Annotated in this window: 9 protein-coding genes and 1 pseudogene; 5 read left to right on the top strand and 5 right to left on the bottom strand. The window is 49.3% G+C overall.

Going from position 1 to position 15581, the window contains the following annotated elements; genetic code table 11:
• The coding region (locus ACJAZW_RS13000; protein WP_415158781.1) for a tripartite tricarboxylate transporter permease at positions 1-917 on the top strand (917 nt) is incomplete at its 5' end.
• A gap of 93 nt (positions 918-1010) precedes the next feature.
• Here the strand turns inward: ACJAZW_RS13000 and ACJAZW_RS12995 are convergent.
• Entirely contained in the window at positions 1011-2156 is a 1146-nt protein-coding gene (locus tag ACJAZW_RS12995) for an alpha-hydroxy acid oxidase (RefSeq protein WP_415158779.1), read from the bottom strand.
• A gap of 106 nt (positions 2157-2262) precedes the next feature.
• Complete coding sequence (locus ACJAZW_RS12990; RefSeq protein WP_415158777.1) at positions 2263-3042, bottom strand: FadR/GntR family transcriptional regulator; 780 nt, start codon at positions 3040-3042, stop codon at positions 2263-2265.
• 324 nt (positions 3043-3366) lie between these two features.
• On the opposite strand from ACJAZW_RS12990, the gene ACJAZW_RS12985 reads away from it, so the two are divergent.
• The 3 genes from ACJAZW_RS12985 (at position 3367) to dld (ending at position 8274) form a co-directional block, all read left to right on the top strand.
• Positions 3367-4419: a TRAP transporter substrate-binding protein gene (locus ACJAZW_RS12985; protein ID WP_415158775.1), complete on the top strand. Its 1053-nt coding sequence runs from the start codon at positions 3367-3369 to the stop codon at positions 4417-4419.
• 95 nt (positions 4420-4514) lie between these two features.
• Complete coding sequence (locus ACJAZW_RS12980; protein ID WP_415158773.1) at positions 4515-6581, top strand: TRAP transporter large permease subunit; 2067 nt, start codon at positions 4515-4517, stop codon at positions 6579-6581.
• A gap of 10 nt (positions 6582-6591) precedes the next feature.
• A complete protein-coding gene (gene dld / locus ACJAZW_RS12975) occupies positions 6592-8274 on the top strand; it encodes a D-lactate dehydrogenase (protein ID WP_415158771.1) in 1683 nt (560 codons plus the stop codon).
• Between the two features lie 4 nt (positions 8275-8278).
• On the opposite strand, the gene ACJAZW_RS12970 is transcribed toward dld, so the two are convergent.
• From ACJAZW_RS12970 to ACJAZW_RS12960, 3 genes are all read right to left on the bottom strand, one after another.
• Positions 8279-9610, bottom strand: coding sequence for an HlyD family type I secretion periplasmic adaptor subunit (locus tag ACJAZW_RS12970; protein WP_415158769.1), 1332 nt, complete (start codon positions 9608-9610; stop codon positions 8279-8281).
• A 95-nt stretch (positions 9611-9705) separates the two neighbouring features.
• Positions 9706-12051: a peptidase domain-containing ABC transporter gene (locus ACJAZW_RS12965; protein ID WP_415158767.1), complete on the bottom strand. Its 2346-nt coding sequence runs from the start codon at positions 12049-12051 to the stop codon at positions 9706-9708.
• On the bottom strand, positions 12051-13841 hold the full coding sequence (locus ACJAZW_RS12960) for an ABC transporter transmembrane domain-containing protein (RefSeq protein WP_415158765.1): 1791 nt from the start codon (positions 13839-13841) through the stop codon (positions 12051-12053). The genes ACJAZW_RS12965 and ACJAZW_RS12960 overlap by 1 nt, the downstream gene beginning before the upstream one ends.
• 239 nt (positions 13842-14080) lie before the next feature.
• Here ACJAZW_RS12960 and ACJAZW_RS12955 point away from each other — a divergent pair.
• A pseudogene (locus tag ACJAZW_RS12955) lies at positions 14081-15581 on the top strand (hypothetical protein); the annotation flags it as partial.

Here is a 15581-nt window from a genome sequence, read left to right as displayed (position 1 = left end):
TGCTGGTGATGGCAACTTTTGCGCTTTCTGAGGCATTGATGGCGATCTTAAGACCGAAGGACGACGAAAGCCGATTGAAGGAGAAAGAGGCCTCTGCCAATCTTGGCTCGATGAAGATCAGCAAAGAAGAAATCAAAGAGATTGCCCCGGTGATCGGACGTTCATCGATTTTGGGTTTCTTGATCGGCGTGTTGCCCGGTGCTGGCGCGACAATTGCGAGTTTCTTGGCTTACGGTACCGAGCAACGTTTGGCCGGCCCGGAAAAAGGCAAGCTTTTTGGTAAGGGTTCGATCAGAGGACTTGCTGCGCCAGAAACAGCAAACAACGCGGCAGCAACGGGATCATTTGTGCCATTGTTGACCTTGGGTATTCCGGGCTCAGGTACAACCGCAATCATGCTTGGCGCATTGATTGGCTACGGTATTCAACCTGGTCCACGGCTTTACATTGACAACCCAGAAGTGTTTTGGGCCGTGATTGTTTCGATGTGGATCGGCAACATCATCTTGCTGGTTTTGAACCTGCCATTGATCCCCTATATTGCTAAGGTTTTGGCTATTCCGGCTCGGTTCTTGCTGCCGCTGATCCTGTTCTTCTCTTTGATCGGGGTGTATTTTGTCAGTTTCAACACGTTTGATATTCAACTGATGATTATCTTTGCCGTGGCTGCAGTGGTGTTGAGATTACTCGACTTCCCATTGGCACCCATGATTTTGGGCTTCATTCTGGGTGGCATGATGGAGGAGAACCTTCGCCGTGCACTATTAATCAATGATGATAGCTGGTCGTTTCTGTGGGAGCGAGAATTGACCCTTACAATTCTTGTTATTGCAGGTTTGACCTTGTTCGTCCCGATGCTAATGCCGCTTTATTCAAAGTGGCGCAAAAATGCGGATCGGGCAGGCGAGGGCGGCTAAAAGTTTACCGAGGCAGTTGGGAAAGCCTCGGTAAAGTACCAATTTCCCAGCCCTCCTCCTTGAAGCGCCGGTCCTATTTGGATCGGCGTTTCTTTATCTAAAGAGCAATTTGTCTTTCGTCAGTTTGCTGACTTTGTCGACGCCCATCAAAATCATACCGCGCTCAATCTCATCGCGCATCAATTCAAGTGCACGTTCGACACCGGGCTGTCCGGCTGCTGCGAGTGGAAACAGGTAAAACCGTCCACCACCAACAGCTTTTGCGCCAAGTGCGAGCGCTTTTAACACATGTGTGCCGCGTTGAATTCCGCTGTCCATGATCACGTCCAAGCGGTCACCAACGGCATCTACGATTGCTTCGAGCTGATCAAATGACGAGCGTGAGCCATCGAGCTGACGCCCGCCGTGGTTGGAGATGATTATGCCTGTGCAGCCAATGTCGGCAGCGCGTTTTGCGTCTTCCACGGACATGATGCCTTTAATGCAAAATTGGCCGTCCCATTCTTTGACCATTTCGGCAACATCGTCCCAAGAGATAGACTGGTCGAGCATTTCTGTAAAATATTTGCCAATAGACATCGCGCCACCGCTCATGTCGACATGGTCTTCGAGCTGGGGGAGGCTGAACTTTTCATGGGTAACATAATTCAATCCCCACATAGGCTTGATCGCAAATTGCGTCATGCCGCCCAAAGTGAGTTTGAACGGGATTGAAAAGCCGGTGCGAAGATCGCGCTCTCGATTGCCGCCAACAATTGCATCGACGGTGAGCATCATCACATCAATGCCAGCGTCTTTGGCGCGTTGCAGCATGACTTTGTTGAGGTCTCGGTCTTTGTGAAAATAGAATTGGTAGGCCTGCGGCGTGTCATATTTTTCGCGCAACTCTTCCATACTCACGGTGCCAAGTGATGAGACGCCGAACATGGTGCCAAATTTGTTTGCGGCTGCGGCAACCGCGCGTTCTCCGTCGTGATGGAACAAGCGCTGTAAAGCCGTTGGCGAACAGTAAAGGGGCATATCCAATTTTTGGCCCATAACTGTCACAGACATATCGACGTCAGTGATGCCACTCAGAACATCGGGCACCAGATCGCAAGTGTCAAAGCTTTGGGTGTTGCGCCGATAGGTAATCTCGTCATCCGCGGCGCCGTCGATGTAATTAAATATCGGCGACGGTAGCCGTCGCTTGGCGAGTTTACGAAAATCCTGAAAGTTGTGACAATCCTTGAGGCGCATATCTGTTTCCCATATACCATTTTGCGCACAAACTAGCGTAGACGCATCTTATAGGTCAAGTTTATTTACCTCTACGAAAGTAGGGGGTGGTGATGACAAGGAACCGTCAAAGCAAGACTTGTCGCCGTTTTGCGATCTGCTCGCGTCGGTCCCGGTTTTGATCAACTAAATAGGAGCGTTCGACGAAATTGATGTGATCGCGAGCCGTTTTACGGGCCAATTCCGGGTTACCATCCATGATCGCTTGGTAAATGGCGCGGTGTTGCTGCAAAAGTAATTCACCAGAGCCATCACCATCTTTCGCGCGCAACACAGCGCGATTGTAGAACAGGTTTTGACGGGTAAGTGCGTAAATCGACGACATAGAATGCACCAGTAGCGTATTGTGGCCGGCATCGACAATTGCTGCGTGAAATCGAATATCGGAATCTTCGGAGGCCGTGAAATCGCCCACTTGATGGGCTGTTTCCAGCTCGTTGATTATTGAGGTGAGTATCTCTTTGTCGGTTTTAGTGGCGCGCTCTGCCGCCAGAGCAGATGCAAATTGCTCTTGCTCGCGTCTGAATTCTAAATAGTCTAAGAACGCGCTGGGGTGGCGTGAATACAGGGAAATAAGGGCTGGTGACATTGCCGAGCCGATTAGCGGGGCGACAAAAGTGCCATCGCCATGGCGCGAAATAATCAGCCCGTTATCTTCTAGGCGCTTAAGCGCCTCACGCACTTTTGGCCGTGAGACAGACATGCGTTCTGAGATATCGCGCTCGGAAGGCAATTTGTGGCCATCCCGTAAAACACCATTGAGAATTAGACCCTCTATTTGCTCAACAATGGCATCGACAACTGAGGCGTGGTCGACAGGCTCAAAAATCCCGGTTTGTATGCTCACGCAGCTTTCCTCATCGGCGGTAAAATAAATAGTCCACTTAGAATGGACCCGCTGGCCAAGAAATTCAAGAAATTTGTTTTCGAGAATTGGTTGGATGAAATTCTCGTAGTCTATTGGAATTAAAGACCTATTTTCAAGAGTGGTATTATTGGTGTGCAATTTGTGGTTTCGTAATGACGACAACAGTTCCTGTGTCCTAATCATAAGTCTAACTGCTTCATTGCTTGACAAAGGGGGGGTGGATAAGTTTATTTACCAATATTGAGGCATCGCAATTGCCAACAATATGACTATTCGCTCGATTTGAGCACCAAGGAGGAATCTATGAAACAACTATTAGCAGGCGTAGCCATTGCTGCAGTTCTTGCATCCACAACAGGTGTAATGGCTGCTGAAAAAGTACTCTTGAAAACGCCAATTTCGTTCTCTACCAGCTTGCCGGGTTTGGGTACGCCAATCCCGCGCGTTGCAGAGCAGTTAGATTTGATGTCAGGTGGAACACTGCAAATGAAGGTGTATGAGCCAGGTAAATTGGTTCCTCCATTTGAAATTCTGGATGCTGTTTCTACCGGCAAAGTCAATTCTGGTTACACAACGGCTGGTTATTGGGCGGGCAAAATTCCTGCTGCGCCACTTTTCTCTGCAGTACCGTTCGGGCCTGAAGCAGGCGAATATATGGCTTGGCTATATTATGGTAACGGTCTGACACTTTACCAAGAAATGTACGACCAGGCTGGTTACGATATTAAAGTGGTACCTTGTGCAATTATCGCGCCGGAAACTTCAGGTTGGTTTGCAAACGAGATTAATTCAGTTGACGACCTTAAGGGCTTGAAGATGCGTTTCTTCGGACTTGGCGGTGAAGTCATGCAAAAGCTTGGCGTTGCCACATCATTGTTGCCAGGTGGCGAAATCTTTCCAGCCTTGGAGAAAGGCGCGATTGACGCTACTGAATTCTCCATGCCAGCCATCGACAAACTTTTGGGCTTCCACAAACTTGTGAAATACAATTATTTTCCAGGCTGGCATCAACAGGCCACCGTTTTTGAGTTGTTGATCAACGGCACACAGTGGGACGAAATGAGCGATCAGCATAAAGCTATCGTTGAAAATGCATGTAAAGCGTCAATGGCTGATAGCTTGGCAGAGGGTGAAGCCGTTCAGTTTGATGTGATGACGGATAATGTTGAAAACAATGGCGTTTTTATCAAAACTTGGTCACCTGAGATGCTTGCAACATTCCGTTCTGCTTGGGAAGAAGTTGCGACTGAAAAAGCTAATGGTGATGAGTTCTTCGCCAAGGTCCTTACTGACATGAATGAATTCCGCGACGGTTACAAGTTGTGGAAAGAAAATGCGTTCTTGCCACGGAAATAACAGTGACTTGCGCATCGCAAGGAAGTTGCGATGCTATGAAATAAGGATGCGCGCTCAAGTTGAGTGCGCATCACTTTTAAAGTGGGAAGAGGCAAATGACGCAATCACATACTGACGAAGTTGATCCGATAATTGTTTACGAAAATATCTCGGAACATCCAGAGCTGGACAATCAACCGATTGCTGTTTGGTTAGATCGGTTTGTAAAAATCGTCGGATCAATCGTGATGTGGGCGAATGTTCTGCTGGTCGCAGCCATCGTTACACAGGTGTTATTCCGCTATTTGCTTAATCAGAGTTTCCCCAAACTCGACGAAATTCAATGGCATTTTTACGGTCTTGTGACCATGATTGGTATTTCATATGCCATGGTGACGGATAGTCATGTGCGCGTTGATTTGATATATATGCAGCTGAACCGTCGCACGCAACGGATCATTGAAGTCGTCGGGATTTTGGCGCTTTTGGTGCCGTTTATCTATTTGATGATTGACCAAGGCTTCGACTATTTCTACGAGAGTTTTCGTGTAAATGAACGCTCTGACAGTCCCATAGGCTTGCCCGGCCGCTGGGTATTTAAGGCTGTCATTCCCATCAGCTTTATATTGTTGGCGATGGCCGCACTGGCAAGGCTTATTCATGATGGGCATGCATTGTGGGTGAACAGTAAGAATGATTTGGTTGGCTCTGGCCTGCGCCCGATCCTGATTTCCCTCGCCATTTTTGCTGTGGTGACATACGGCCTTACTTTCTTGGTTCAAACGACGGAAGAGAAGCTCGTCGTTGCGATGTTCCTTAGCTTTATTGCGTTGCTGTTTACTGGTTTTCCGGTGGCATGGACGCTAGCCGGGGTCGGTGTTCTTTTTTGCGGCATTGCCTATTTGTTCGACAATGGGTGGATGAATTGGACAGGCTTGGAAGATACGCTGACTGGCTTGGATTATCTTACTTTGGGCGTCGTGGTGAACCGGATTTATGCGACGATGTCGAATGCGGTGCTTGTTGCATTGCCGATGTTTATTTTTATGGGTTTGATGCTGGATGAAAGCGGCGTAGCTGAACGGCTCATGTCATCGATGCAAAAACTGTTTGGCAAAACCCGTGGTGGTTTGGCGATCACGGTAACCGTCATTGGGATCATCCTTGCGGCATCAACCGGCATTATTGGGGCATCTGTGGTTTTGCTTGGGGTTCTGTCACTGCCATCAATGATGCGGCAGAACTATTCACCTCGTCTGGCAACTGGTGTTGTTGCGGCGTCAGGGACTTTGGGTATCCTAATTCCACCTTCGATCATGCTGGTGATCATGGCTGACCAGATGGCGCTTTCTGTAGGCGATCTGTTTATGGCGGCTGTATTCCCGGGTGTTATTTTGGGCGGTTTGTACCTGCTCTATTTGTTCATCGTGGCCTATTTAAACCCTAAAATTGCGCCTGTGCCAGAAGGTGCCGTTTCGCCTGACTGGCAAGCGGTCAAGGAAGTCATGGTTGCTGTATTGCCAACTTTTGCTTTGATTTTGGCTGTGCTTGGTTCGATTTTTGCAGGCATTGCCACGCCAACGGAAGCATCTGGTGTGGGTGCTCTTGGTGCGACGCTGCTGGCGCTTGGCTATCGCAAGCTCACATTGAAAAAGCTGGTCAATGTGCTGAAATCCACCTTCAACACCACCGCCTACATATTCGCGATCTTTTTGGGTGCAACGGTATTCTCCTATGTGCTGCGTGAATTGGGCGGCGATGCGTTGATTGAAGATATAATCGGCTCGACAGGGTTTGGCCCTTATGGGACAGTTTTGATGATCTTGTTCGTCGTGTTCTTGCTTGGCTTTGTGCTTGATTGGATTGAAATCACCCTGATCGTTTTGCCGCTAATGCGCCCGATTGTGAACGGTCTAGGTCTGGACATTCCCGGCTTTGATGTGGTGGATGAACCAACTTTGATTTGGTTCGTGATCTTAGTGGCGGTTACCTTGCAAACATCGTTCTTAACGCCTCCCGTTGGCTTTGCACTATTCTACTTGAAGGGGGTGTGCCCACCCGAGATCAAGCTGATGGATATTTATCGTGGTGTGATACCTTTTGTGTTGCTGCAACTGGTGGGGTTGATGCTGGTGTTTTTCTGGCCCGCGCTTGCCACCTGGTTGCCGGCCGTCGCCTACTAAGGACTGACAAATGAAAGATGAAAATCTGATCGCACAATTGCGTGCGGCCGTTGGCGTGCGCCATGTGCTAACTGATCGGCAGAGAACAGAGCGTTTCCGCAAAGGCTTTCGCTCGGGGGAGGGTGAAGCACTTTGTGTGGTCCGTCCGGGCAGTCTTGTTGAGATGTGGCGTGTACTGCAAACTGCGGTTGAAGCGGACAAGATCGTCATCATGCAGGCGGCCAATACTGGGTTGACTGAGGGGTCAACCCCAAATGGCACCTACGACAGAGATGTTGTGCTGATCAACACAAAACGCATCAATCAAATTCATTTGGTTGATGGTGGCAAACAGGTTGTCAGCCTTGCCGGGGCCACACTTTTTGACCTTGAGAAACTATTGGCCCCGATTGGTCGGCAACCCCATTCTGTTATCGGATCATCCTGTATCGGCGCGTCGATAGTGGGTGGCGTGTGCAACAATTCTGGCGGGTCGTTGGTAGAGCGCGGGCCATCATACACAGAGCTGGCGCTTTACGCGCAAATCGACCCCCAGGGCAGATTGCACTTGGTCAATCATTTAGATGTTGAGCTGGGCGATGATCCGGAGGAAATGTTGGCGATTTTGGATAAAGGAATGCTGACCGACGCTGATGTGAATAAAACAAATCGGTTGGCATCAGACACAGAATATGCAGATCGCGTACGCGACGTGAATGCACCTAGTCCTGCACGCTATAATGCGGACAAGAGACGTCTGTACGAAGCCTCAGGCTGCGCTGGAAAGCTCGCCGTTTTTGCCGTTCGCCAAAACACATATCCCACAGCGGGTGAAGAGAAAACGTTCTATATCGGGACCAACAAAGCCTCAGACCTCACAGGCATTCGCCGCCGAATTTTGTCCAGTTTTGCTACACTGCCGATCAGCGCGGAATACATGCATCGGGACGTTTTTGATGTTTCTGAAGCTTACGGAAAAGATACCGTTTTGCTGATCAAACATTTGGGTACGGATCGCTTGCCGCAGGTGTTCGCACTCAAGGGCTTTTTTGATAGTTGGTTCAATAAATTCAGTTTGACGCGGCACCTGACTGACCGTCTTATGTATGGTCTTGGGCGCATTTTGCCTCGGCTGTTGCCAGATCGTATGATGGCGTATCGCGATAGATTTGAACATCATTTGATCCTAAAAATGCGCGACGGCGGCATTGGTGAAGCAAGGGTTCTGCTGCAGGACATGCTCAAGGACGGCGACGCGGACTTTTTTGAGTGTTCAAAAAGCGAGGGGAAATTGGCGGAACTGCATCGGTTCGCCGCAGCAGGTGCCGCAGTTCGCTATCAAGCAGTGCATTCGGAAAAGGTTGCCGACATATTGGCGCTGGATATCGCGTTGCCGCGCAATTGCGTTGATTGGGTCGAACAATTACCAACGTCGATTGAAGTACAGATTGAGCGCAAACTCTATTATGGTCACTTTATGTGCCACGTTTTTCATCAAGACTATATCGTCAAGAAAGGCGTTGATGTAAAGGCGTTGAAAGCGAAAATGCTACGGCTGTTGAACGAACGCGGGGCAGAATATCCAGCCGAGCACAATGTTGGACACATGTATGAAGCAAAGCCAGAGCTTGCCGAATTCTACAAGAGCCAAGACCCAACAAATTCCATGAACCCGGGCATTGGAAAAATGTCAAAAAAGCGCAACTATGCCTGACCGATTAGCGTTCTGAAAATGCTTGGTCGATAGATCGGAAAACTGGTTTTAGCAAATAGCGGGCCAGCGACTTTTCTCCTGTCAACACACTTGCGGTCACTTCCATGCCGGCATTTACGGGATAGTTTATGCCCTTTTGGGTCAAATAGTTGGCGTCCAATTCAATCTGCACTCGGAAGAAGTACGCACCACCCTCTTGGAATGTGGTTGGCGAGATTGATTGAACACGTCCAGTAAGGTTTCCGAATACAAACGGATCGTAAGTTGAGACGGTGATTTTCGCCTCTGCGCCGACCCGGATGTATCCAATATCTTTTGGGCTAACTTTTACATCGGCGATCAGATTTCCATCATTGGGCACAATGCTGGCAATGACCTCACCAGAACGGGCAACAGCGCCCACATTGTTGTATGTAAGTTGATGTACGATGCCATCAATAGGGGAGGCGACAACAAGATTGTCGACCAACTCTTGGTATTTCAACATATTCGCCTGCATTTCGGTCAGCTCTGAAAGACCGGACGTTTGCTGCTGTGCCAACTTGGATTGGATTGAGGCGCGTTGTTCATCCAACAATAATTGGGCTTCGGCTGCAAGTTCAGCCGTGTTCGCAATTCGCGATTTCAGTGCCAATAGTCGCGCTTTTGCATCTTCAAGTTCAGATTCAGCGGTCAACAAATCCCGTCGAGATGCAAATCCCTTTTTCGCGAGTGTTGCCACGCCTTCATAGCGCTCTAACGTGATGGCTAGTCGCTTTTCTACGCTTTTTTGTTCAGCGATGGCCGCCTGATGGTCAAGCTCGCGCCGAGCAAGTTGGGACGCGAGTTTTGCCTGCTCTTGCATAATGCGCGACCGTTCAAATATGAACGCATCCATTTGTGTTCGAGCAATGGCTGGAAACTTTTCGCCGACTTCGCCAAAGTTCGGGTTTTGCAACGCTCGTTTTTGCGCATCAATTGAAGCCAGCGACATGCTAAGAGCAGCAATGCGAATTTCTAGCTGATCGCGATTGCTTTGTGTTGCTGTTGGACTAAGGCGTAAGAGCGGTTGCCCGGCCGTAACTTTGTCACCTACTTTGACAAATAGTTCTTCGATTGTGCCACCATTCAAGTGCTGAATATACTTAACTTTTTCAACGGGCTGAATTTGACCTCTGGCTTGGGTGACCTCGGCGATTGAGGTGATTGATGCCCAAATAATGAAAGCGGCAAGAAAGGCGAAACACCCTGTTACCACAAATGAATACAGCTGAGGGGGGTGTTCTTTTTCGAGCGCCAAAGGAAGCGTTAGCGTTTTGGCATCAAGTTCTGTTTGGGATTGGTTGAGCCAGCTCACTACGCACGTCCTGTACTAATTTTATAACTAACAAACAGTAGCAGATTACCCTTAACGGTCTATTGAATAGACGCTTTGGAAAATCCGTTTTTGATTTAGGCGATCTTTTTATTGAACTCTTCAAGTTGGGGCATAACCCGTTCTGGTGGTCCGTTCAGAATTGCGCGACCTTCATGCAGAACAATGACGCGGTCCGCCATTTTCATGTGGCTTGGGCGTTGGGTTGTGAATAAAACTGTCGATTTCCCCCGCAAATTTGTCAGATGAGCCATGAACTTTTGATCGGTTTCGTAGTCAATAAAGTTCGCTGGTTCGTCCAAGAAATAGTATGCAGCTTGTTTGGCGAAAGTCACAACCAGCAGCAGCCGCTGTTTCAAGCTATCTGACATTTTGCTAACGGTTTCAGTTCGCAATCTTGTCTCTAAACCCTCGTCAAAATCAGGATGATCTAGCGGCACATTGAATTGGGCCATCATTCGCTCTATTTCGACTTTTTCGATCGCAGGATCGTTCATTTTTACGTTCTGCTCAATTGAACCGTAAAAGAAACGTGGACGATCTTGCTGGAAACTAATTTCGAAACGTAACTCGCCCAAATCAATCTGACGAATATCCAGGTGATCAAATGTTATCGAGCCAGATTGTGCATTATAAAGGCCAGCCAATAATTTAAGGAATGTTGATTTACCGCTGCCGCTGGGGCCGGTAATGGCAACAATTTCACCAGGTGAGATGTCGATATTAAGCCCACGTATGGCCGCCTCTGTTGCCTGCTGATATCGGAATGAAAGGTCGTTGGTTTTGATGTGACCGTCAAACGAACGGCTGATATTTGGAATGACCCCAGGTGTGCGCTCTGGTTGCATACGCATAAGGTTGTTGATGAGGCGTGTTGCCTCTATCAATCGTCCGACACGGCTAAGGCTCATGAATGCGTTTTGTAACGGCGATAAAATCCGCCAGACGATGGCCATGATTGCAATCAACCCGCCGACATTTAGGTTGCCATTGATAACCGAGATCGTTCCAAAACCCAGCATTATGATGCCGGCATACATAGAAAGCGCTTGCGAGATTATCTGCACTTTTTGAGAGAAATGTTGCGACTTGAAATCCAAAGCACCAAATGAAGCTGCCGCTTTTTCGAATCTGGTTTGCCAAATTTGTTCTCCGCCAACATTGCGAATGTCGCGCTGACTTAGAAACAATTCCATCATAATGTTTTGCTTTTTTGTCTTTGCGTCACCGCTTTGCATGGTCTGGCGTTTGGCCATAGGAATGGTGATCACAGCAAGGATGATGTACATGGCGATTAAGGCGACCGGAATGATCGCGAGCCAACCACCAATGATGGCAATTGCCGTGATAAAAATTAGGACAAATGGCAGGTCAAGTATGGCCGTGCCCAGCGATCCGATGAACAATTCGCGCAGCTTTTCAAACTGACGCAGCCGGGAAAGCTGCGCCCCGATGGGGGCGCTCTGAACGAAATGAAATGGCATGTATAATAGGCGTTCAAAGACTTCTACAGATAGCGCGCTGTCAAAGCGTGCTCCGATATAGGCGAGGATTTTCGACCGTAGATTTCTTAGGGCGAATTCTGCCAAAATGACGAGGCTGATGCCAACCACCAGCATGATCAAACTGTCGGAAGATTTGGACGGAATCACATAACCAAATATGGCCATAATAAAAATTGGAACGGCCAACGCCGCCATGTTGATGCCGAAATTGACGAGGAACAAACTCATAAAGAGATTTTTGAAGGAGGCCGTGGCCTGTGTTACCCAACCAAATGAATTGATGTGGCGAATGTGGGTTTCGATATCGACCGGGTTGATTAGATATAGTGTTTGCGGTCGACCGCTGCACGCGTAAGTTTCTTCTTTGCCAGTGGCACCATTATACAGAATGGCCGTGTTGTCCGCATGGTCGATCGACAGCACAATAGACACCGTGCCGTTGCGTCCGTGATGAATGCACGGCAACTTTTCATCTGAAAGCTCAGATAGTTGGATGGTGTGTTTTTCAGCGGCAAGACTTAACCTTGTGAGAACGGCTCGCATACTGGGTAAGTCTGATACCCTTTCAAAGTGCGGCAAAGCTTGCACAAGGTGCGTATCGTTGCCAGCCCAGCCCATGACACCCAGCAATACTTGCAGGCAGCGGCCAGCGGAACTTTCATAATCAATACCGGGCCATCTGTCTGTGATACCTAACCGCTGCTCAAGTTCTGAGAGATCCAGTGCATCTTGATCATCTTCGAAAAGCTGGACTTTTGAAGATACTTGTTTTTGAGGGTGAGTTAGGCTGTAGGCGATCGCTTCAAGGTCAGCGAGATTGCCGTGCCCGGCGGCAATGCGCGAACGCGCCGCGAGTGTTGCGCCAGATATTGTGTTTGCTTGTTCATTCTGAGTATGCGGCGTATTTTGATCCGTCATTAGCCTGCCGCTTTCTCACTGATTTTTTGGTTGTTGGCACGGTGGTTGGGAAACTCAAATGGTATGAGCTTGCCCTTGCGCAGCTGCAAACAGGTGTCAGCAATTGATAAAAAAGATGGTCGGTTTGAGAGGATTATCATTGTTGTCGACCCACGAAGTGCCAACAGTCCCCGCTGCAATAAGCGTTCGGCGCGCTGATCAAGCACGGTGTTGGCTTCATCCATGATTAGAATCTTTGGGCGGCGGGCGAGTGCGCGCGCAATGCAAATCCGCTGCTGGAAGTTGGGCGGTAGCACCTCATTTCCTCCTGAGCCAACAATTGTGTCATAGCCAAGCGGGAGATGCTGAATATCTGCCTCCAGGCCAATCAAGCGTGAAGCCGCTCGCGCGGCGTTTAGCCCATCGCGTGTGTTGAATAGTGTTAGGTTTTCAAGGATTGTGCCCCTGAAAATCGCCGAATGCTGAGGTACATAGGCAATAGATTTGTTCAAGTCAGCGCCAACCAATTCACTGTCGCCGATGCCACATAGACTGAGTTTGCCAGCTTGCGGATGCTCTATTGCGCGGATTAAGGAAAGGAGTTTTCGGTCGTCTGCTGCATTGCCGCCCTTTAAGCCGAAAATTTCGCCATGTGGGATTTTGAGAGATATTGGATCCGTCAGCGTGTGGTTTTGGTCCTCTTGAATGAACTGCACTTCGTCGAGTTGTATTTCTCCTGAAGGTAACTCAATTTGCTCTCGTGTTTCGTCTGGTGTTTCGTTGATCGCAAATAATTCGTCGACGTTCTTCTTAACGAGGTCAAAGTTGCTAAGTTCGCCCCAAGTGCGTACTGATCTAACGAGCACTTCGACAGCGCGCCCCCCTAACAGTAGGCATGCCGCAAGTGCACCAAATGACAGTGCGCCTTGGACGACCAAATAGGCACCCAAGCTGACAATGGTTACCATGGTCGCGGAAGCAAACACACCGCCAAGTGATTGAGTTACGCCATCAATGCGCACCGCCTTGTGGAACGAAATGGCAATTGCCTCTTGCAAACGTTCATAGCGTCGCATCATTTGCGGTTCACACGACATGGTTTTAATGTTTTCAAGGCCAGAGAGCGCTTCAATCACAAAATCGTACTTTCGGCGATCTAGGTCTTGCTGTTCTTCCTGCAAAACTTGAATTTTGCGTGCCCTGCTGAGTAGATTGTGGGCAAAAACGACGAATAGCGCGACCACGGCTAATGCAAGGAGTGGGGCAATAATGACCATTGCGCCGAGGAAGATGAAAATGAACGGTAGATCGACCAATCCCATGCGGGCTGGTCCTGCAAACATTTTGGCTGTTAGTGACAGGGCGTTCATGCGGTCGATATGTGTACTGGCTGGGTCACGCTCGATAACGCTTAACTGGCCACTAAAGACGCGACGAACCGCTTCAGTTGCTGCCAAATAGTCAATATGTGCTGCGGACCAACCAGAAATGTGAGAGCGAATGATTTTGAGGATTGTATCGACAGCTACAAGCACCATTAGCCCGACCATGAGATAGCTCAAAGTTGCAAAGGATCGGTTGGGAATTATGCGATCATAAATCTGCAATATGACGATGGGCATTCCTAGGCCAAGGATATTGATGATCAGGGTGGCCGCAACAATTCGTTTCGGCACACGAATGAGATGAGCAAACCAAAGTTTTTGCATGCTTTTTGGTGGGCGCAGTTTTTCGTGGATATTGGCAGTCCAGTCCCAAAACGGTTTCCGCTTTGGTTTTATTGGTTCTGACCTGGATGCTCGAAATGCCATAATTTTTGAGCCTGCACTTTCACAATTGTCATCAACACAATTCGCAATTTCCCCACATAAGTCTTATCTGTGCATTTGCCTTAAACATTGCTTAACCACAATGAACAAATTGCGGTTTTTATTGGTATTTTTTCCGAGTTCCGGCTCGATTTTAGGTTTCAGTAACTAGTTTGAGACACCGGCGATTAAGCGCCTGACTGTAGAGTTCCGCAAGAAATTTGGTTTTTGGAGTGAGCAAAATGGCAGATGTTATTGTAAAAAAGGGCGACCTGAACGCAGAGCAAGAAGCAGCACGGTCTGAGGATGCTGCTCACAAAGACGGGGTCAACGGTGACAATTTCGACGCTAACGATTATGATGTCGGTGACGAGGCTGTATTTCGCCAGGACATAGTGAACTCTAACCTGCATTTTGGTACAGAGCATGGTGTTGAGGGTGCGGAACAAACCGATAGTGCTGCAGAAAACGGGAGTGTGGGTGAGGGTTTTGAATTTGAAGGGCAAGTTACTTCTGATCTGGAAAGTGCCACTTTTCGGGTAAGTTCAGAGCCTGAGCAAGGTTCTGTAACTGTGAACGAAAATGGCGAGTTTAGTTTTTCTCCCGGTGCTGAATTGCTAGCATTGCCAGCAGGCGAAGTCGCCAATGTCAGTTTTGAAGTTACGATTGTTGGTGCCGATGGTACGCCGACAATGCAAATGATTGAGCTTGAAATTGTGGGGGGTGAAAATGGCCCTGAAATTCAAGATATCTCTGAGCAGGGCGCAGACGTAGTTGGTGCCGACATGGAAACCGTAACCGAAGCGGCTTCTGCAGAACCAGCGCCTGAGCAATCAGCTCCAGAGCCAACGGCAGAACCTGCGGTTGAAGCAGCAGCTGAACCAGCGCCTGAGCAATCAGCTCCAGAACCAACAGCGGCAGAACCTGCGGTTGAAGCGGCGGCACAACCAGCGCATGAGCAACCAGCTCCAGAGCCAACTGCGGAACCTGCGGTTGAAGCGGCGGCTGAACCAGCGCCTGAGCAATCAGCTCCAGAGCCAACAGCGGCAGAACCTGCGGTTGAAGCGGCGGCGGAACCAACACCTGAGCAATCAGCTCCAGAGCCAACAGCGGCAGAACCTGCGGTTGAAGCGGCGGCACAACCAACACCCGAGCAACCAGCTCCAGAACCAACGCCGGAACCAGTGGTTGAAGCAGCAGCTGAACCAGCGCCTGAGCAATCAGCTCCAGAGCCAACGGCAGAACCTGCGGTTGAAGCGGCGGCACAACCAACGCCTGAGCAACCAGCTCCAGAACCGTCAGCAGAACCTGCGGTTGAAGCAGCGGCACAACCAGCTCCAGAGCCAACTGCAGAACCAGTGGTTGAAGCGGCAGCTGAACCAGCGCCTGAGCAACCAGCATCAGAGCCAACAGCGGCAGAACCAGTGGTTGAAGCCGTAAATTCTCCTGAAACTAGTTCTGGCGATGACCGGGTAAGCGGTGGTGCTGGCGATGACCGTATTAATGCAGGCTCAGGCGATGATATTGTTTCTGGCGGTGCTGGCGATGATCGCATTAACGCTGGATCAGGCGATGACCGGGTAAGCGGTGGTGCAGGCGATGACCGCATCAATGCAGGATCAGGAGACGATGTTGTTTCTGGTGGCGCAGGTGATGATATTATCAACGCTGGATCAGGTGACGACCGGGTAAGCGGCGGCGCAGGTGATGACCGTATTAATGCAGGCTCTGGTGATGACCGGG

This window comes from Maritalea sp. (genome assembly GCF_047634455.1).
Classification (GTDB): domain Bacteria; phylum Pseudomonadota; class Alphaproteobacteria; order Rhizobiales; family Devosiaceae; genus Maritalea.
Note: the sequence above shows the minus strand (reverse complement) of the source record. Positions and strands in the feature narration are given on the sequence as shown.

Excerpts from the sequence above, each read along its gene's own strand:
- ACJAZW_RS12980 (WP_415158773.1), top strand. The coding sequence starts at position 4,515 with ATGACGCAATCACATACTGACGAAGTTGATCCGATAATTGTTTACGAA.
- ACJAZW_RS12985 (WP_415158775.1), top strand. The coding sequence starts at position 3,367 with ATGAAACAACTATTAGCAGGCGTAGCCATTGCTGCAGTTCTTGCATCC.
- ACJAZW_RS12965 (WP_415158767.1), bottom strand. The coding sequence starts at position 12,051 with ATGACGGATCAAAATACGCCGCATACTCAGAATGAACAAGCAAACACA.
- ACJAZW_RS12960 (WP_415158765.1), bottom strand. The coding sequence starts at position 13,841 with ATGGCATTTCGAGCATCCAGGTCAGAACCAATAAAACCAAAGCGGAAA.
- dld (WP_415158771.1), top strand. The coding sequence starts at position 6,592 with ATGAAAGATGAAAATCTGATCGCACAATTGCGTGCGGCCGTTGGCGTG.
- ACJAZW_RS12995 (WP_415158779.1), bottom strand. The coding sequence starts at position 2,156 with ATGCGCCTCAAGGATTGTCACAACTTTCAGGATTTTCGTAAACTCGCC.